This window comes from Providencia sp. PROV033 (genome assembly GCF_028484855.1).
Taxonomy (GTDB): Bacteria; Pseudomonadota; Gammaproteobacteria; order Enterobacterales; family Enterobacteriaceae; genus Providencia; species Providencia alcalifaciens.
In genome coordinates this window covers 1-18,574 of record NZ_JAMPSW010000078.1, presented here as the reverse complement: position 1 = coordinate 18,574, position 18,574 = coordinate 1, and the positions used below count along the sequence as shown (strand labels likewise).

Sequence of the window (18,574 nt, the reverse complement as noted above, 5' to 3'; positions counted from 1 at the left end):
GCTTTTTATATTTACACTATAAGCGCAAAGAGAATAATTACATTCCCCCATACTTAAAAAGTAGCTATGGGGGAATGAGTAAGATTAAGGTTCGATGGGTAAACCGTTGTCTTGACCCCATTGCGCCCAAGAACCATCATAGAGGCGAACATGAGAGTTACCGAGTAGCATTAAAGCCATTAAGACAACCGCGGCGGTCATGCCCGAGCCACACGTTGTCACTGTTGGCGCGTGAATATCGACATCATGCTCGGCAAAAATCGCTTTTAATTGTTCTGGTGATTTGTATTCCCCATTCTCCACTAATAAATCCCAAGGCACGTTTTTACTGCCGGGGATATGGCCCATTCTTAAACCTGGGCGCGGCTCAGGGGCTTGAGCAAGAAAACGCGCAGCGGCGCGAGCATCAACGATTTGAATCTTACCATCAGTTGCAATCTCCAACATTTGTTGTTGGTTCAGGGCATTGGCATTTTGCCTATCTGCAATAAAGGTTTGTGTTGCTGGTGGTGTAATTTTACCTGACTGTGTTGCAAAGCCTGCGGCTTTCCACGCGTTAATTCCACCCGCTAGGATTTTTACGTGTTTACAGCCTAATGTGCGGAAAGTCCACCATGCACGAGGCGATGAAAATAAGTTATTTTGCGCATAAATAATGACTTGGGTCTGGTTATTAATACCCATCGCCCCAACGGCTTGGCTAAATGTGGCTGCACTAGGCAGCATATGCGGTAAGTCGCTACTTTTATCTGCAATTTCATCTTGATTAAAAAATTGTGCATGTGGAATGTGCTCATCAAGATAACTCTGATAACAATCATAGGGGGCGGTTGGCGGGGGGGTTGATGCATCAAGTACAATCAGATTGCTATCTGAAAAATGTGAATTTAACCACTCTGGCGTGACAAAATAATCGTTGTACATCATAACTCACCGTCCCGTTAGATTATTAATGGCTGATTACTGAATTTGATTAGGTGCAGGTAATACTGATGGCGATTGAGCCTGATTTTGTTCTAAAGGTGTCGTTGAGCGGGTATGAATATTCATCCCTGCTAACACAATTCCTCCGATAGAACTCAACGCGCATAAAGCGCACAGTGCGATGACGACTTTTTTCATTTTTATTAGCCTGATTAGATATGAAGAAGCCAAAGTATAACTGGATGGCAATAGCAAACAAGTTTTCAGGGAGATTTTCTTGCTTCGAATAGGTGTTTTGCGAAAGGCTTTCCAGAATTTGTGTATAATGGAAATTAATACAGTAGTTTTGCGAAGCGTTTCGCAAAAGATTAATTAGCAGCTTTTCTGCTTTTTCTGTGATTGGTTATCTTATCCTCTTTACTTGGTCTTCAGCGTATCTATGTCTCTGTCAAATAAAATCAAAGAACAAATAACTCAATGGTATAAAGGGTTATCTAACCAAATCGAGGGCTTTGTCTCTCGGGCACCTCAGCGCCAAATGATTGCTGAAGTGGCGAAAAATTTGTCAGATGCTGAAGGACGCCATTTAATTATTGAAGCCCCAACGGGCGTTGGTAAAACATTATCGTACCTGATTCCGGGGATTGCTGTTGGGCGTGAAGAGGGGAAAACCTTGGTGGTTAGCACTGCCAACGTAGCCCTACAAGACCAGATCTTCAGTAAAGATTTACCGTTGCTGAGTAAAATTATTCCTGATTTAAAATTCACGGGTGCGTTCGGGCGAGCTCGCTATGTTTGTCCGCGAAATTTAGAAGCGATTTGTGCCGCGGAAGGGGAGCAAATTGACCTAATGCTGTTAGTGGAAGACAAAACAGAAATTGCGAATAGTGAGGAAAGAGCTCAGTGCCAGCAATTACGTAATGATTTTCATAGTTTTGCTTGGGATGGGTTGCGAGATCATCATAAAAAGGCGTTTAGCGATAGTTTATGGCGTAAAGTCAGTACTGATAAAATGAATTGCCTTGGACGAAATTGTCAGTTTTATCAACGCTGTCCATTTTTTATTGCTCGCCGTGAAATTGAAGATGCCGATGTTGTTGTGGCTAACCATGCCTTAGTTATGGCGGCGATGGAAAGCGAATCGGTATTGCCCGATCCGAAAAAATTATTGCTAGTTCTCGATGAAGGGCACCATATTCCCGATGTCGCTAGAGATGCTTTAGAAGTCGAAGGAGAAATTACACTCGTTCAGCTTACCGCTCAAGTGGATAATTTTATTCACCATGTCGGGCAATACGTGGCTCAGTTTCGTCCTGCGAAACCGCCTAAGTTGGCAAATCCGGATAAGCTACAGCAGCATGCGGAAAAATTACGGGATTGTTTCCGAGATTTCTCATTGTTGGCGAATGGACTACTTCCTGAGACATCCAAAGAGTCAGAATACCTTTTCCCAATGGGAGTATTACCCGAAGCAATGCAGTTATGCTGCCAAGAGCTATTTAAGCTCACGGACGCGCTGCGTGGGTTATCTGAAGCAATTTTAAGCGATCTGACAGAGCAGACTGCGAAACAAGATATTGTGCGTCTGCATCGTTCAATTTTAGTCACTAGTCGAGCGATGGGTTATTTTGAGAATATGGCTAAATTATGGCGCTTAGCCTCGCTTGAACAAAGTTCTGGCGCACCTGTATCCAAATGGCTTAGCCGTCGATATGAAAAAAATCAGTCACGTATTTTTATGCATTGCGCAGGTATTCGAGTGAGCGAGCAGTTACAACATTTACTCTGGCGAAATGTTCCTCATATTGTCATTACTTCAGCAACATTACGCTCTTTGAACAGTTATTCACGTTTTATGGAGTTAACAGGGTTATCTGAAAAGAGTGATGACCGGTTTGTCACGCTGACTTCACCTTTTAATCATGTAGAACAGGGTAAATTAGTTATTCCTAAAATGGAGTATGAGCCAACGATGGCTCATGAAGCGGAACATTTAAAAGAAATGGCGACTTATTTTCGTCACCAATTTACGGAAGGAAATCACCATGGGGTGCTGATTTTATTTAGTAGCCAACGTGCGATGGATGGGTTTCTTGAGCATGTGAAAGATCTGCGATTACAGTTATTAGTTCAAGGTGATCAACCACGTTATCGCTTAGTTGAAACCCATTGTGAGCGTATTAAGCAAGGACAAAAAAGTGCCTTGATAGGCTTACAGTCATTTGCAGAAGGGTTAGATCTAAAAGGTGAATATTTAACTCAAGTGCATATTCACAAAATCGCATTTCCACCCGTAACGAATCCTGTGATTATCACTGAAGGGGATTGGTTAAAATCGTTAAAGCGCTATCCATTTGAAGTGCAAAGTTTACCAAGTGCTTCATTCAATTTGATTCAGCAGGCGGGGCGGTTGATTCGAAGCCATGAATGTTATGGTGAAATCATCATTTACGATAAACGTTTATTAACAAAAAACTACGGGAAACGTTTATTAAATTCGTTACCTGTTTTCCCTATTGAGCAACCCGATATGCCCACATCAGATAAGGCAGCACGATAAATAAATTGAGACCACCGAAGTGGTCTCATGGTCAATATATTGACTCTGTTTTACGACACTACTCAATATTGGCTTCTAATAACCACAGGAATTTATCTAGGTCGCGGGAAGCGGCAGTAAACATATCTGCGGTATTTTCATCTTCAACTTCATCAATCGCTTTGCGAATATCATTTGCCACAACAGCATAACGCTCAGCGAGTGCTTTTAAATGATCTTGGACTGAATGAATATCTAAAGGATAAGCTTCTAAGGATGTGAACTTATTTACTTGCTGTGATGTTCCGGTTGCCACACCACCGAGTTGAACAGCTCGTTCAGCAAACTCATCCAAGTGCCCAATGATGCTATCTCTAAAGCCATCCAACATTTCGTGTATTGCAATAAAATTGCGTCCACGCATATTCCAATGTGCTTGTTTGGTGATTAAAGAAAGATCAGTGAAATGAATCACCATCATGTTTAATATACCGATAGTTTCTAGTTTAACGCTATCTTCAATATCATTACGGGTATATAAAAGGTCAGTTGAAGAGGTTTTAAATAATTTTGCAGTATTCATAGAATTTCCTCTCTTAAATATAAATTGATTCAATTATCTTGTCTGTTTATAAATATAGAGCGTAAAGCTAAGAATGTCATAAAGTCATTATCTATTACTTTAATAGGTAAATGAGTGAATTGTATTTATTTTAGATTTTGCCAATCAAATCTATCGTTGGTATTTTTCAAATAGATGAATATTACTTTACAAGCGAATGAAATAAAGGCTCTGCTAAAAAATAACATAATAAAAAGGCTAATAAATAAAATTATTAGCCTTGGTGATGGATGGTAAAAATCGTCAATATTTATGAGACTTTTTCAATCTTGGATTTAGGCACTGACGTTGAGGTTGATCCGATAGAGGCACAAACAATACACAGCAGCGCTAACCATTGAGTCATAGTCAAATGTTCTTGCAGGAAAACAATTCCTAAAAATGCGCCCATGCAAGGCTCGAGGCTCATTAAGGTACCAAATGTTTTTGCGGGTAATTTGGTTAACGCTATCATTTCTAACGTGTATGGGAATGCCGTGGATAGTATGGCAACTGCTAAGGCTAAAGGCAATATCGCTGGGTCAAACATGGCTTCAACCCCCGTTTGCATTAACCCAATCGGAAAGAAAATTAGCGCTGAAATCAGTGAGCCTACAGCAACTGTTGCAGCACCATAACCTGCACCAGCACGTTGTCCAAAGATAATATAAATAGCCCAGCAAACACCCGCGCCTAAAGCATAAGCAACACCAAGAAGGTCTAGGGAGTTAATGTTATCCCCAATAGGTAATAAGAAGAGTAAGCCGGTGATCACTAACCCTATCCATAAAAAATCAATAGGGCGGCGAGATGAAAACATTGCCACAGCGAGTGGACCTGTGAATTCAAGTGCCACTGCAATACCAAGAGGGATACGCTCGAGAGCTAAGTAAAATAAATAGTTCATCGTACCGAGAGACAAGCCATAAGCAAGTAGCGGAACTAATGAGCTTTTTCTAAAATTTAAACGCCAAGGTTTAAAAATGACACATAAAATAATAGTCGCTAATAGTAAGCGTAGACCCGTAACACCGGGAGCGCCGATAAGTGGGAATAATGTTTTAGCTAAAGAGGCACCACTTTGAATTGAGGTCATTGCCAGTAATAGCAAGCCTATTGGTAATAGTGGAAACGCACTCTTTTTAGTATCGGCTGACATGAATAAAAAACCTCAAAAAAACGATAGCAACGTGACAGGTAAAATGGGTAAATCTAAATAATAATGGTGGCCTGTTAGGATATTTACACTTAGCCAGCAAATTGACGTGAATTATCTCACAGAATTCATGCAGATTATATTGCTTTGTTAAATATGGAGTATTGACCATATTATTTAATATTAGAGAGTCACTAAGTTATAAATAATCAAATATTGTGAGTTGAGCTTCGTTGTGGGTGCCGTATAATTTCGCGCTGACAAGAATGATAATAGGTATGAAAGGTAGAACATGAAAAAAATTAAAAGTGTGGCGGTTTATTGTGGCTCTAGCATGGGCAATAACGACATTTATCAAAAACAGGCCATTGAATTTGCCAAAGAGCTGGTTAAACGTGATATCGCTTTAGTTTATGGTGGGGCGAGTGTTGGGCTGATGGGTACCATTGCAGATACAGTATTATCTTTAGGTGGGAAAGCGATAGGTGTAATTCCATCTCTCCTTGAAGAACGTGAAATATCCCATAAAAATCTGACTGAATTGTACAAAGTAGACACTATGCATCAACGTAAAAGTAAAATGATTGAGCTTGCGGATGGATTTGTCGCCATGCCTGGTGGATACGGTACATTAGAAGAATACAGTGAAGTATTCACATGGAGCCAAATTGGTTTACACACTAAGCCTTGTGGATTGTTCAATATTAATCATTACTGGCAGCCATTGATTGATATGACCAACAAAATGGCGGATGAAGGTTTTCTGCATGAGAAATATCGTCATATGGCGATTGTGGAATCTTCCCCAGCAGATTTATTAGATCAATTTGAGACATACATTGCACCGCCAGTAAAAACCTACGATTGAAAAGGGTGATGCAATGATCAGAACCGCAAAAAAAGAGGATTTATCAGCCATTCTTTCTCTCTATCAAATTTTATTTGCGGAGATGGCTAAGCTTGATAGTGAGCGCTTACAAGACTCGGAACAATCGAACGAGTTTGTTGAGAATGCAATTAATGACACTAAGTTTCATCTTTTAGTGGTTGATCATGAAGGTGAAATTAAAGGCTTTTGTATTGCTCAAAAACAGACCTCAGATCCTTATAGCTGTATTGTACCGAGGGATTTTGGCTATATTTTTGATTTAATTGTCTCCCCAGATTTTCGTGGCGAAAGGGCAGGGAAACAGCTCTTGGATGGAATGAAAGAGTGGGCAAAAAAGCAAAAATTTAGTCATTTAGAGCTTTCTGTATTAGCGCACAACCATCAAGCTATTAAGTTTTATGAACGTGAAGGATTAACTGAGGTATCTCGCACAATGGGGATCTCGTTGTAATTTTTTAGGCTCTGCTTTTATGGGGAGCTTTTTCGCTATTTTCATTTTTAGATTGTGATTAACGGATACGATACCTAAATCGGTATCGTGGTTGACCTTATTCATGTCAGAAAACGTAGCGCGAAAATCAGCACAAGATCTAAACGCTGGATTATGGCATAATGCGCGGCTATTTATTCTAATCAGACTTCAAGTCGGCGGGAACAGGGCAAATAAGCCAGTCTCGGGGACGACTCTACAAAGATCAATTTAAGGCATCGCAGTGTTAACAACCAATAATATCACTATGCAGTTTGGCAGTAAGCCGCTGTTTGAAAACATTTCAGTAAAATTCGGTACAGGCAATCGTTACGGTCTGATCGGCGCAAATGGCGCGGGCAAATCTACATTTATGAAGATCCTCGGCGGTGACTTAACACCAACCGCAGGGAATGTCAGTACAACAGATCCAAACGAACGTCTGGGTAAATTACGCCAAGATCAGTTTGCGTTTGAAGAATTTACTGTGCTAGACACCGTTATCATGGGACATGCTGAGCTTTGGGATGTCAAACAAGAGCGCGACAGAATTTATGCAATGCCAGAAATGAGCGAAGAAGATGGCTATCGCGTTGCTGATCTGGAAGTGGCTTATGGTGAAATGGATGGCTATAGCGCGGAAGCCCGTGCTGGTGAGCTGTTACTAGGTGTTGGTATTCCGGTTGAGCAACATTATGGTCCGATGAGCGAAGTTGCTCCGGGTTGGAAGTTACGTGTGCTGCTGGCTCAGGCGCTGTTTGCGGATCCTGATATTTTGTTACTTGATGAACCAACCAACAACTTGGATATCGACACAATCCGTTGGTTAGAACAAATCTTGAATGATCGTAACTGCACCATGGTCATCATTTCCCATGATAGACACTTTTTAAACACCGTTTGTACGCATATGGCGGACTTAGATTACGGTGAGTTGCGTTTATTCCCGGGTAACTATGATGAGTATATGATTGCGGCAACTCAAGCGAGAGAGCGCCTTTTATCCGATAATGCGAAGAAAAAAGCGCAAATTGCGGAGTTACAATCTTTCGTTAGCCGCTTCAGTGCTAACGCATCAAAATCCAAACAAGCGACTTCTCGCGCTCGTCAAATTGATAAAATTCAATTAGATGAAGTTAAAGCTTCTAGCCGCCAAAACCCATTCATTCGCTTTGAGCAAGAGAAAAAGCTATTCCGTAACGCGTTGGAATTAGAAGCGGTAACCAATGGTTATGACCAAGGTCCATTATTTAAAAATGTGAACTTGTTATTGGAAGTGGGTGAAAAGATGGCGGTTATCGGTGCTAACGGTATCGGTAAAACAACATTCTTAAAAACGCTGGTAGGTGAACAACCGGCGACAAGCGGAACGGTAAAATGGTCTGAAAACCACAATATTGGTTACTATGCGCAGGACCATGCTGAAGATTTCGATACTGACCTGAATGTTTTTGACTGGATGAGTCAGTGGAAAAATGAAGGGGATGATGAGCAAGCTGTCCGCAGTATTTTAGGTCGTTTGTTGTTCTCTCATGATGACATTAAGAAAAAAGTATCTGTATTATCCGGTGGTGAACAAGGACGTATGTTATTTGGTAAGCTGATGATGCAACAGCCAAATATTTTGGTTATGGATGAGCCAACTAACCACTTAGATATGGAATCCATTGAATCGCTGAACTTAGCGTTAGAAATGTATCAAGGCACACTGATCTTTGTTTCCCATGACCGTGAATTTGTCAGTTCATTAGCGACCAGAATCTTAGAAATTAAAGAAGATAAAGTGGTTGATTTTAAAGGAACGTATGACGAATATCTGAAGAGTCAAGGTGTTGTAATCTAATGACGTTTTAGGCAAAAAAATAGCCCCGCGAAGTTACGTTCAGCGGGGCTATTTTTATTTTGGCAGTGAGATGCTGCTGAGAAATTAGTTTTTCTTCACGAACTCAGATTTCAGTTTCATTTGACCGAAACCATCGATTTTACAATCGATATTATGGTCACCTTCCACTAAACGGATCCCTTTCACTCGGGTACCGATTTTCAGCATTGAAGAACTTCCTTTCACCTTGAGATCTTTAATCACTGTAACAGTATCGCCATCAGCTAATAAGTTGCCATTAGCATCTTTTACGATGAGTTCATCAATGTCAGCAACTGGCTCAGCATCGTTCCATTCGTGCGCACACTCAGGGCAGATGTACATATCGTTGTCAGTATAGGTGTATTCGGACTGACATTTTGGGCAAGGAGGTAATGACATATTTATATTCTCAGTAATGACTCATGCGGTCATAGTTCAAACAGTGGGATACTCGAGTTCCCCGAAAGGGGGATAGTATAAGACCAAAGACAAGATAAACTTATTTTTAGGAATATTCCTAATTTTAAGCCGAGGGTAATGGCGAGAGAGTCCTCGCCATGGATTATGTTTAGGAACAAACCTCGCAGTTCGGGTCTTTATTCAATTTAAATTGGCGAAAATCGAGCGTCATTGCATCAAATAGCAGCACTTTTCCAGTTGTTACGGTGCCATATTGAGTGAGCAATTTGATGGTTTCCATAGCCTCTAATGTACCAATTGTGCCAACAAGTGGCGCCATAACTCCCGCTTCCACACAAGTTAGGCTATTGTCACCGAATAACCGGCTAAGGCAGTGATAGCAAGGCATTCCATCTTCATAGGTAAATACAGAAAGCTGACCTTCCATACGGATTGCTGCGCCGGAAACGAAAGGGGTTTTATGCTTTAAGCAGATGCAGTTAAGTTGCTCGCGAATAGCGACATTGTCAGTACAGTCCAAGACCACATCATGCCGCTGTACGAGTTCATTTAACTCAGGATCGTCCAATTGTGCATCAATGGTATCAATTTGTATGTGAGGATTGATTGCCACCAGTTGTGCTTTGGCAGAGTCGACTTTAGGTTGACCAATCGTTGCATCACGATGTAGGGTCTGCCGTTGTAAATTTGACAGGGAAACTGTATCAAAATCTACAAGTGTTAAGTGCCCAATACCCGCGGCTGCAAGGTATTGGGTTGCGGCGCAGCCAAGACCACCGAGTCCAATCACCAAAACGTTACTGGCTTTCAGTTTTTCTTGCCCGTCAAAATCAAAACCGCGTAGGATAATTTGGCGGTTATAACGCAGCATTTCTTGGTCAGTCAGTTCTTGCACAGTCGTTACTCACTTTTTAATAAGTAATTGAACATTTCCACATCAACAGTTTCACCCACAGCCACTTTTCCTCGCTCACGTTCTAATACGATAAAGCAGTTTGCTTGGCTGAAGGAACTGAAAATATGTGAGCCTTGGTGCCCTGTGGTCGCAACTTGCAGCTGACCTTGTTCATTAACACTTAAAATTCCACGTTGAAAATCAAGGCGTCCAGGTGATTTTTTCAATGGAGTGATGACAGGAACTTTAAAACGTACAGGCGCCTTCCATTGACTGTGACCCGATAAGCGAGCAATGAGCGGCTGAACGAGTTGATAAAAAGTGAGCGCGGCGGAGACAGGATTTCCAGGTAAGCCACAGAACCATGCTGAACTGAGTTTACCAAAAGCAAAAGGTTTACCTGGCTTGATGGCTAACTTCCAAAAGCCAATTTCGCCCAGTTCATCAAGAATTTGTTTGGTGTAGTCAGCTTCGCCAACTGAGACACCGCCGCTGCTGATGACTAAATCGGCTTTCTGGTTCGCTTCAATAAATGTCTGTTTTAATTTTTCTGGCGAATCGGGAATGACGCCGAGGTCTAATACTTCACAATTGAGCTTTTCTAACATCAAGCGCACAGCAAAACGGTTGGTATCATAAATTTGACCGTCCGCCAGTGGGCTGCCTACTGCTTGAAGTTCATCACCCGTTGAGAATACAGCGACTTTTAAGCGGCGATAAACGGTCACGTCGGCAATACCCAGTGAAGCAATCAAGGGTAACTGTGCTGTGGACAGTAACGTTCCCGCTGGAAATACGGCTTGACCCTGTGCAATGTCTTCACCCGCTTTGCGGATATTGTTACCGAGTTTAAAGGCTTCTGTAAAAACAATGCCTTGGTCAGTTTGTTCGGTCGCTTCTTGCATGACAACGGTATCAACACCATTAGGGATTGGTGCACCGGTCATAATACGTACACAGCTACCAGCCGGAAGTTTGCCTTCCATTGGATTGCCTGCAAATGATTTGCCGGCGACAGGCATGGGGGTTTTTCCATCCCAATCTGCGAAGCGGAAACCATAACCATCCATCGCTGAATTATCGAAAGGTGGAACGTTGATCGGTGAAATGAGATCTTCGGCAATAATACGTTGAGCAGACTCAGTGAGTGGAATGATTTCTGTACTAGTCACGGTTGGGGTGTTAGACAGTAATTTTTCTAATGCCAGTTCTAGAGAAATCAAACCATTAGTATGACACTGATCCATAAATTGTTACCTCTTAATCTTGTTATTGGCTTAGAACGCTCAAATAAATTTGCTAGCGGTATTATGGCAGATATAGCGCATTGGGTGAATGAATAGAAATTGATTGCTGATAGCTTTTAGGTGGATAGTTTAGCCTATTTGGGGGAGTTGATTGAGTCATGCTAATCAATGGCTATATTACAACGCGGTTTTTGCCAAAATATCGCAATCAAAAATACTATAATAAATAATGTTATTAAGTGGATTTAAATAATGAAATAGTTATTTAAATTGTAAGGAGTATTCTGGATCTATTCGTGCGGTTTCCTGCAAATATTTCATGCTATTGGTGGATGTAATGCTGGATTATCTGCACTTGCTGTTTTAGAGTACCGCGCACACCTGCATTTTTATAAAAATAGCGTTATACCATCTGTGGAGGATCCCATGTCATCTCTGAGTAAAGAGGCCGAATTAGTTCATGCTGCTTTGGAAGCAAGAGGGCTTGAAACCCCGCTGCGCATCCAGCCAAAATCAGGTGAAGAGCGTAAGCAACTGATTGAAGGGCATATGACCGAAGTCATGAAGTTACTGAACTTAGATTTAACTGACGATAGCTTAGCGGATACTCCGCGCCGTATCGCGAAAATGTATGTGGATGAAATTTTTTCGGGTCTTGATTACGCCAATTTCCCTAAAATCACATTAATTGAAAATAAAATGAGTGTGGATGAAATGGTGACAGTGCGTGATATTACACTGACTAGCACGTGTGAACACCATTTTGTCACTATTGATGGTAAGGCCATTGTGGCTTACATTCCAAAAGATAAAGTGATTGGCTTATCAAAGATTAACCGTATTGTGCAGTTTTTTTCACAACGCCCACAAGTCCAAGAACGTTTAACCCAACAAATTTTAGTCGCACTGCAAACTTTGCTGGGCACGATGAACGTTGCGGTTTCTATTGATGCGGTTCATTACTGTGTGAAAGCCCGCGGTATTCGTGATGCCACGAGCGCAACAACGACCACATCGTTAGGTGGATTGTTTAAATCAAGCCAAAATACACGCCAAGAATTTCTACGCGCGGTTCGCCATCTCTAATTTATGACATCCACCGTTTCGGTTGCCCCTAAAAGCCGTATTGGGCAACTTGATACAGTACGTGGCATCGCTATTTTAGGTATTTTATTACTGAATATCTTTGGATTTGCGTTGCCACAAGCGGCCTATCTTAATCCCTATTACACGTCTGAAGTCTCATCATCTGATGCGGTGGTTTGGGTGTTTTTTAATCTTTTCTTCCAAGGGAAATTTCTGGGTATTTTTTCCTTACTGTTTGGTGCAACGCTAGGGCTTCTGCTTTATCGTCCAGTCTTATGGCAGCGTAGTCGATTAATCATTTTAGCCATGATTGGGCTAATTCATGGTATTGGATTCTGGGATGGCGATATTCTTCTTGCTTATTCCCTAACCGGGTTAATCGCAATAATGCTGCTGCCTCTTTACTCAGCCAACACACTATTAAAAATTGCCACTGCAATCTATTTGATTGGATTGATAATTTTGTTTGTAATTGGTAGCAGTGTAGTGGATACCTCTTTCTGGCAAATTACGCCTGATCAAGCATTTCTTGATGCTTGGCAACACCGTGCTGGAGGGATGGCTGGGATAAGTTATCGTGCTGGCGAAGTGGCGACGATGATTGAGTTGCTTGTTATCCAATATGGTTGGCAATTGCTGGCTATGATGATTTTAGGGGCGTTGTTGCTGCGAAATGGCTGGCTAAAAGGGCAGTTTACGGAGCGGCATTATCGGAAAATGTCCATTTACTTTATTGTCCCCACCGTTTTGATTCAGTCGGTAGCGCTTTATTTCCAAAGCCTTTTTGGGTGGCGTTATTTCGATACGTCGATTGTCGGCTATATCATTAATGAGCTTATGGTTCCTCTACAATCGCTGGGTTACATTGCCTTGGTGTATGGATTTTGGGGGCGCTTTAGTCAGAGCATTTTCGCAAAAGCTTTACAGAATATAGGGCGGATGGCGCTGAGTAATTATTTACTTCAAACTTTGATTTGTACTACTATTTTTTACCATTTAGGGTATTTCTATCAGTTTACTCGCCTAGAATTATTGCTATTTATCCCACCAATTTGGGGGATAAACGTGCTGTTTTCTTATTGCTGGTTACGTTTTTTCAAGCAAGGTCCCGTTGAGTGGTGTTGGCGACAATTAACAGACAAACTGTTTTATCTTTTTAGCCGCCATCAAGGGATTAATTGAGTTTGTTGATTTCTTCAGGGGTTACCGCAGGGTAGCCTTTAGTGCCATCAGGCATTTTTATTGGAGCAGGAATGGATTCTTGTTCCCCTAAAAATTTCGGTTCACGCTGGAGAATATAGAGATCAGCCAGCGCCCCTAAACGTGCAAAAACTTCACGAACTCGAACTTTAAACATACCTTCAGGCGTGGGTACTGCTAAACATTGGGCATCAATCCCTTTGTGTTTAGCGATAAATAATGCTCTTTCACAATGGAAACGTTGGGTAATAATCGTGAAATTATCTGTGTCGAATACTTTTTTCGTACGGACAACAGAATCCAACGTTCGAAACCCTGCAAAATCGAGCACAATTTTTGACGCTGGTACACCTGCTTTGATGAGATCTTTACGCATAGCAATAGGCTCATTGTAATTATGAGCGCCATTGTCACCGCTGAGGAGCAAATACTTTACTTTTCCGCTATGGTAAGCATCTGCAGCACCTTTAATCCGATAAGTGTAATAAAGATTCGTGGCTCCAGAGGCATAATATCTAGATGTACCGAGAACCATCCCTACATCGCGGGCAGGGAGTTGCTCTACATCTTCATAGATATAGGGCGCGGTTTCCCAACTGATCCAACGGTCGAGTAAAATAACAGTGGCGAAAGCTATCCCTGCCAGTATTAATAGACCATAAAGCAGACGTTTCCTCATGTCCTCGCCTTGAATAATTAATGCCTATAATAATTAGTAGTATCAATTAATAGGCTACTTGACTTAATTTCGTGACGCAAGTCGCGTAACGTAAAATCATGTCAATATGACCGTAATATTTCCGTTGATACCACAGATTAGATTGGCGGTATTAGATTGGAAAAACAATCAGATACCGCGGGTTCATTTATTCGTTGGGTATGGCTCCAAAGCATAACAATGGGCTGATGATGTTCCTATCGACGGATTGTTGCTTATTAATCACGTAAAATGATTTTGGATAGGTAACCACCCACACATTTTTGGTTTCCGCTATCCCCTGAATATATTCACCTTTTGTTGGAATCGGTAGCACATTTTGGATATTTAACGTTTTTAAACTCGTAGTGACTAACGGAACTTGAGCTTTACTCGGATATTGTGGCAAGTAATAAGCTTGGGTTAATGCCGTATTGATACCATATTGACCATACTGAATATCGTTATTATTCCCACACCAATGATATTCTGTGATAGCCGACGTTGGTGTATTAATATTAGCGAAAACAAAGCGATTATCCATGACCATCCAAACGAATTGGCTATCAGGGGTAAAATAGAAACTTCTGACGGCATCGTTATAGTTTTCGACCGTAAACCAAGGTTTTTCACTAAAGGTGAGCGTTTGTGTGTTTAAGAGATAAGCGGCTTGAGTCACATTATCATATAACGCTAAATGTTTTTCATCGGGTGAAAGTGCTGCTGGCATTTGGACACCAAACGCACCTTGATATTCTTGGCTATCAGGAAACGATAATTTTTTCTCAACGGTATTATTCGAAAGGTTAAGCACTGCGATACTGTTTTCTACGCCGCTGGTTACAAAGGCTCTAGGGCTGTTTTTCATCACATAAATTTGGCGTGGAAAGAAATTGGTTTCGATATTGGCTTCTACTTTTTGCGTAGCGATATCAATAACACTCACGCTGTTTGGTTGCAGCGAGGCAACATACAGTTTTTTCCCGTCGGCACTCAGTGCTGCGCCGTAAGCGCCCATACCACGACAGCGATTGGAGCTGCACCCAGTATCATTTTGTGGGAGAGGAAGCTTGAGAGTAAACAGCAACTCCCAATCGTCGTTTGCAGTAGAGTAAGCACTAACTAGGTTGGCTTCCTCATCAGTGATATAGATTCGCTGGTGGGCATCGTCACTGAGAATAAAACTGGGCTCAATTAAGTCTGGAGCTTGAACCATGAGACCTGTGATTTGATTTTCTGATAATGGCGTTGGAAGGGTGCTTAACTCTTGTTCCGCCGCTTTTTCTATCTCAATTTTTGCGTGAGCTACTTTGGCTGAGTTTATCTCTTTATCTAATTCTTGGTAGATAAACACTCGTTCAGCCAACAGATCTTCATCGGTTGAAAAAGAGTATTGATGGATGATGAGCGCTAAAATGCCACCCATGATTAATACGACGAATAAATCTAATAGGCGTTTTTTCTTAGGAATTAAGACAAAAGTAAAACCAATGATTGCACCCGTAACCGCCCCACCAATATGTGCTGCATTGTCGACGCCAGATTGAATCCCGTTAATTAAGGTTAATGCGATCATGGCGATAATATTATAAAGCGGGCGTTTGAGGGTATCGCGAGCATTTTTAGTCAGATCAGGGTTATTGAGCTGTTTCAAAAGTGCAATCACCGAGGCGGCGGCGAGTCCCATGATTGCCCCAGAAGCGCCCAAACTGACAGTAATATAGACGGTATTATCATTCTGTAGCAGGCTGCTCCATGACATCATATCAAAGCGGCGCATTGCGCTGTTTAAAGCTTCTTGATATTGCCAAGCTGCACTCACAAACGCACCGACAATCCCAGCAAACAGATAGATAGCAAGGTAACGTAATTTACCAAAAGCGCGTTCACACTCAATACCAATAACGAGCAACGCAAGGGTATTTAGCCCGAGGTGGAGCCAGCCAGAATGTAGCACCATGCTGATAGGGTAACGCCACCAGTCTCCAGTAAGGGATAGCTGATAAACGTTTGCCCCGAAAAGCAGCAAATTATATTCCTGTGATTCAAGAGGCGCGGCAAAATTAAGTTGGTAAAAATAGACTCCAATATTGAGGAGTGCAATAAACAGCGTGAGTGCAATTGCCCAAAGGGAAAACTTAGGCGGTGGGGGCTCGGATTCGGGTGTTATTGGTGATGATTCCGTGGAGACTGGATGAGTTGGCTCTGACATGAGCAAGTCCTATGCAAATAAGATATGGTTTTATCTTAAATAACTCTGATGGCTATCTCAATCGCAAGTTATAGAAACTCGACACATTTCAGACAATGTTGAAATAAAGAAAATAAGAGAAAATAAAAAAGAGCACCAAAGTGCTCTTTTATGAAGTAAAAACAGGTAATTAGAATGAAGTGCGCTTATAAGTCCGGTATTCTGGTTTCCAGAAATTGTGCTCAATCGCTTCATTTAAAGCTTCATCTGATGTCATGGTTGCCACACCTTGAACTTGTGCTTCTTTCGCCACTTGCTTCGCAATCACCCGAGAAACATCTTGGATTTCAGATAACAGTGGCAGCAGCGGACCTTCACCCTTTTGTGCCAGTGGAGAGCAACTGGCCAATGCGCGGCTTGCAACCATCAACATGCCATCGGTTACACGTTTTGCTCCGGATGCAATTACACCTAAACCAATACCAGGGAAGATGTAGGAGTTGTTGCACTGAGCAATAGGGAAAATTTGTTCTTTATAAGATACTGGCGGGAACGGGCTACCCGTTGCCACTAGCGCCTGTCCTTCAGTCCAGTTGATAATATCTTCTGGGCGCGCTTCAACACGAGATGTTGGGTTAGATAATGGCATCACGATTGGGCGAGGGCAGTGTTTGTGCATCTCTTTGATGATCTCTTCGGTGAAGAGGCCTGCTTGACCAGAAACACCAATGAGTACTGTTGGCTTCGCGTTGCGTACAACATCTAGCAGTGAAATAGAGTCACTGTTGACATCCCAATCTTGCAAATTAGCGCTGTTTTGCGTCAATTTGCTTTGAAAATCCAGTAAGTTTGGCAGTTTGTCTGTCAGTAATCCGAAGCGGTCAACCATGTAGATGCGTGCACGCGCTTCTTCATCGCTCAAACCTTCTGATTTCATCTGAGCAATAATTTGTTCTGCGATACCACAGCCCGCAGAACCCGCACCCAAGAATGTGACTCGCTGGTCACTCAGTTTGCTTCCCGCCGCGTGGCTGGCGGCAATTAAGCTACCCAGAGTGACGGCGGCAGTGCCTTGAATATCATCGTTAAAGCAGCAAAGTTCATCGCGATAGCGGTTTAATAATGGCATCGCATTTTTCTGTGCAAAGTCTTCGAATTGCAGCAGCACATTTGGCCAGCGGCGTTTTACGGCTTGGATAAATTCTTCAAGAAACTCATCATATTCCTCGCCAGTAATACGCGGGTGACGCCATCCCATATACAGAGGGTCATTCAGGCGTTGTGGGTTGTTGGTACCTACATCAATAACGACTGGCAAGGTATACGCAGGGCTAATCCCACCACAGGCGGTGTACAAAGATAATTTACCGATTGGAATACCCATACCACCGATACCTTGGTCACCTAAACCAAGAATACGTTCGCCATCTGTCACAACGATAACTTTTACGTTCTGTTTAGTTGCGTTTTGCAGCATGTCATCGATGTATTCACGGTTTGGATAAGAGATAAATAAACCACGAGCACGGCGATAGATATCGGAGAAATGTTCACAAGCCTCACCCACGGTTGGGGTGTAAATGAGCGGCATAACTTCCGTTAAGTGAGCATCAATCAGGCGATAAAATAGGGTTTCGTTGGTATCCTGAATATTACGCAGATAGATATGCTTATCAATATCTGTTTTAAAATCAATTAATTGGCGATAAGCACGTTCAACTTGTTCTTCAATAGTTTCAACTTGTTCAGGCAGTAAACCATACAAGTTAAAATTAGCGCGTTCTTCTTCTGTAAAGGCGCTTCCTTTATTCAGTAAAGGAAATTCGAGTAAGATTGGACCAGCGTAAGGAATGTATAGGGGACGTTTTGTTTCGTGTTCATGTTCCATGAAATATCACTCTTCGGACGATTAGTAAGCAACAGTCAGGTTAGATCCTAAGCTAAACAAAAAATATGTACAGTAAATAATGCTACAAAACAGTTAAATTTTTTACTGAATATTATGGTTTATATGATAAGGAAATTATCTACAGAAGGGAATTTTAGACGGGATTTGTTTTACTATTACAACGAGTGGATCACGCTTATTTAAGTCCGCCGATGCTTTTATCACGATATCAATCTTTTCAATGCAGTATATCATTTTGTTATAGGTTAAATTAATTTTAACTGTTCAGTGGAAAATCAGTGCTTATGGTGCGGTAAGTCGGTAGATGCTGATCCTGCTAAATATATTTTTATATATCATATATTGCCGCATGTTTTTAATTCATTTAGGTTTTGTTTCTAATTTAAATAATTAGTTATTGGTGGTGTTGATGAAAAAATATCTTGCATTTATATTTTTAATTTTCTCCTTGCAAGCTCAAAGTATAGAGCCTAAAGATAATAATCAA

Annotated in this window: 16 protein-coding genes and 1 pseudogene; 6 read left to right on the top strand and 11 right to left on the bottom strand. The window is 41.6% G+C overall.

Annotated features, from left to right (window positions below):
* Positions 1–84: 84 nt before the first annotated feature.
* Both sseA and PSF16_RS12985 read right to left on the bottom strand, forming a co-directional pair.
* The gene (gene sseA, locus PSF16_RS12990; protein WP_272689382.1) at positions 85–924 is read right to left on the bottom strand and encodes a 3-mercaptopyruvate sulfurtransferase; all 840 of its coding nucleotides are present in this window, start codon (positions 922–924) and stop codon (positions 85–87) included.
* 36 nt (positions 925–960) lie between these two features.
* Complete coding sequence (locus tag PSF16_RS12985; RefSeq protein WP_272689381.1) at positions 961–1,122, bottom strand: hypothetical protein; 162 nt, start codon at positions 1,120–1,122, stop codon at positions 961–963.
* 241 nt (positions 1,123–1,363) lie between these two features.
* Here PSF16_RS12985 and dinG point away from each other — a divergent pair, with 241 nt between their 5' ends.
* The gene (dinG, locus tag PSF16_RS12980; RefSeq protein ID WP_006660160.1) at positions 1,364–3,484 is read left to right on the top strand and encodes an ATP-dependent DNA helicase DinG; all 2,121 of its coding nucleotides are present in this window, start codon (positions 1,364–1,366) and stop codon (positions 3,482–3,484) included.
* A gap of 58 nt (positions 3,485–3,542) precedes the next feature.
* On the opposite strand, the gene dps is transcribed toward dinG, so the two are convergent.
* Both dps and rhtA read right to left on the bottom strand, forming a co-directional pair.
* A complete protein-coding gene (gene dps, locus PSF16_RS12975) occupies positions 3,543–4,046 on the bottom strand; it encodes a DNA starvation/stationary phase protection protein Dps (RefSeq protein WP_006660159.1) in 504 nt (167 codons plus the stop codon).
* A 289-nt stretch (positions 4,047–4,335) separates the two neighbouring features.
* Positions 4,336–5,223 carry a threonine/homoserine exporter RhtA gene (gene rhtA / locus PSF16_RS12970; RefSeq protein ID WP_006660158.1) on the bottom strand — a complete coding sequence of 296 codons (888 nt, stop codon included), beginning with the start codon at positions 5,221–5,223 and terminating at the stop codon, positions 4,336–4,338.
* Between the two features lie 289 nt (positions 5,224–5,512).
* Here rhtA and PSF16_RS12965 point away from each other — a divergent pair, with 289 nt between their 5' ends.
* From PSF16_RS12965 to PSF16_RS12955, 3 genes are all read left to right on the top strand, one after another.
* On the top strand, positions 5,513–6,088 hold the full coding sequence (locus PSF16_RS12965) for a TIGR00730 family Rossman fold protein (RefSeq protein WP_006660157.1): 576 nt from the start codon (positions 5,513–5,515) through the stop codon (positions 6,086–6,088).
* A gap of 13 nt (positions 6,089–6,101) precedes the next feature.
* Complete coding sequence (locus PSF16_RS12960; RefSeq protein ID WP_006660156.1) at positions 6,102–6,560, top strand: GNAT family N-acetyltransferase; 459 nt, start codon at positions 6,102–6,104, stop codon at positions 6,558–6,560.
* Between the two features lie 262 nt (positions 6,561–6,822).
* Positions 6,823–8,421 (top strand): ABC-F family ATPase, encoded by a 1,599-nt coding sequence (locus PSF16_RS12955; RefSeq protein ID WP_272689380.1) that lies wholly within the window; start codon positions 6,823–6,825, stop codon positions 8,419–8,421.
* Between the two features lie 84 nt (positions 8,422–8,505).
* On the opposite strand, the gene PSF16_RS12950 is transcribed toward PSF16_RS12955, so the two are convergent.
* The 3 genes from PSF16_RS12950 to moeA all read right to left on the bottom strand — a co-directional run bounded on the left by PSF16_RS12950 (position 8,506) and on the right by moeA (position 11,004).
* On the bottom strand, positions 8,506–8,841 hold the full coding sequence (locus PSF16_RS12950; RefSeq protein ID WP_006662278.1) for a zinc ribbon domain-containing protein YjdM: 336 nt from the start codon (positions 8,839–8,841) through the stop codon (positions 8,506–8,508).
* Positions 8,842–9,010: 169 nt separating this feature from the next.
* Entirely contained in the window at positions 9,011–9,757 is a 747-nt protein-coding gene (gene moeB / locus PSF16_RS12945) for a molybdopterin-synthase adenylyltransferase MoeB (protein WP_006660153.1), read from the bottom strand.
* Positions 9,758–9,762: 5 nt separating this feature from the next.
* Positions 9,763–11,004, bottom strand: coding sequence for a molybdopterin molybdotransferase MoeA (moeA, locus tag PSF16_RS12940; protein WP_272689379.1), 1,242 nt, complete (start codon positions 11,002–11,004; stop codon positions 9,763–9,765).
* A gap of 426 nt (positions 11,005–11,430) precedes the next feature.
* On the opposite strand from moeA, the gene folE reads away from it, so the two are divergent.
* Together folE and yeiB are read left to right on the top strand one after the other, a co-directional pair.
* Positions 11,431–12,090: a GTP cyclohydrolase I FolE gene (gene folE / locus PSF16_RS12935; RefSeq protein WP_006660151.1), complete on the top strand. Its 660-nt coding sequence runs from the start codon at positions 11,431–11,433 to the stop codon at positions 12,088–12,090.
* Between the two features lie 3 nt (positions 12,091–12,093).
* Entirely contained in the window at positions 12,094–13,272 is a 1,179-nt protein-coding gene (gene yeiB / locus PSF16_RS12930; protein WP_272689378.1) for a DUF418 domain-containing protein YeiB, read from the top strand.
* Here yeiB and sanA read toward each other — a convergent pair.
* From sanA to PSF16_RS12910, 4 genes and pseudogenes are all read right to left on the bottom strand, one after another.
* Positions 13,265–13,969, bottom strand: coding sequence for an outer membrane permeability protein SanA (gene sanA, locus PSF16_RS12925; protein WP_006662275.1), 705 nt, complete (start codon positions 13,967–13,969; stop codon positions 13,265–13,267). The two genes, yeiB and sanA, sit on opposite strands and share 8 nt — an antisense overlap.
* 187 nt (positions 13,970–14,156) lie before the next feature.
* The gene (locus tag PSF16_RS12920) at positions 14,157–15,005 is read right to left on the bottom strand and encodes a YncE family protein (protein ID WP_226890359.1); all 849 of its coding nucleotides are present in this window, start codon (positions 15,003–15,005) and stop codon (positions 14,157–14,159) included.
* A 294-nt stretch (positions 15,006–15,299) separates the two neighbouring features.
* A pseudogene (locus tag PSF16_RS12915) lies at positions 15,300–16,199 on the bottom strand (rhomboid family intramembrane serine protease); the annotation flags it as partial.
* Between the two features lie 169 nt (positions 16,200–16,368).
* On the bottom strand, positions 16,369–18,066 hold the full coding sequence (locus PSF16_RS12910) for an NAD-dependent malic enzyme (RefSeq protein WP_006660147.1): 1,698 nt from the start codon (positions 18,064–18,066) through the stop codon (positions 16,369–16,371).
* Positions 18,067–18,574: the final 508 nt, after the last annotated feature.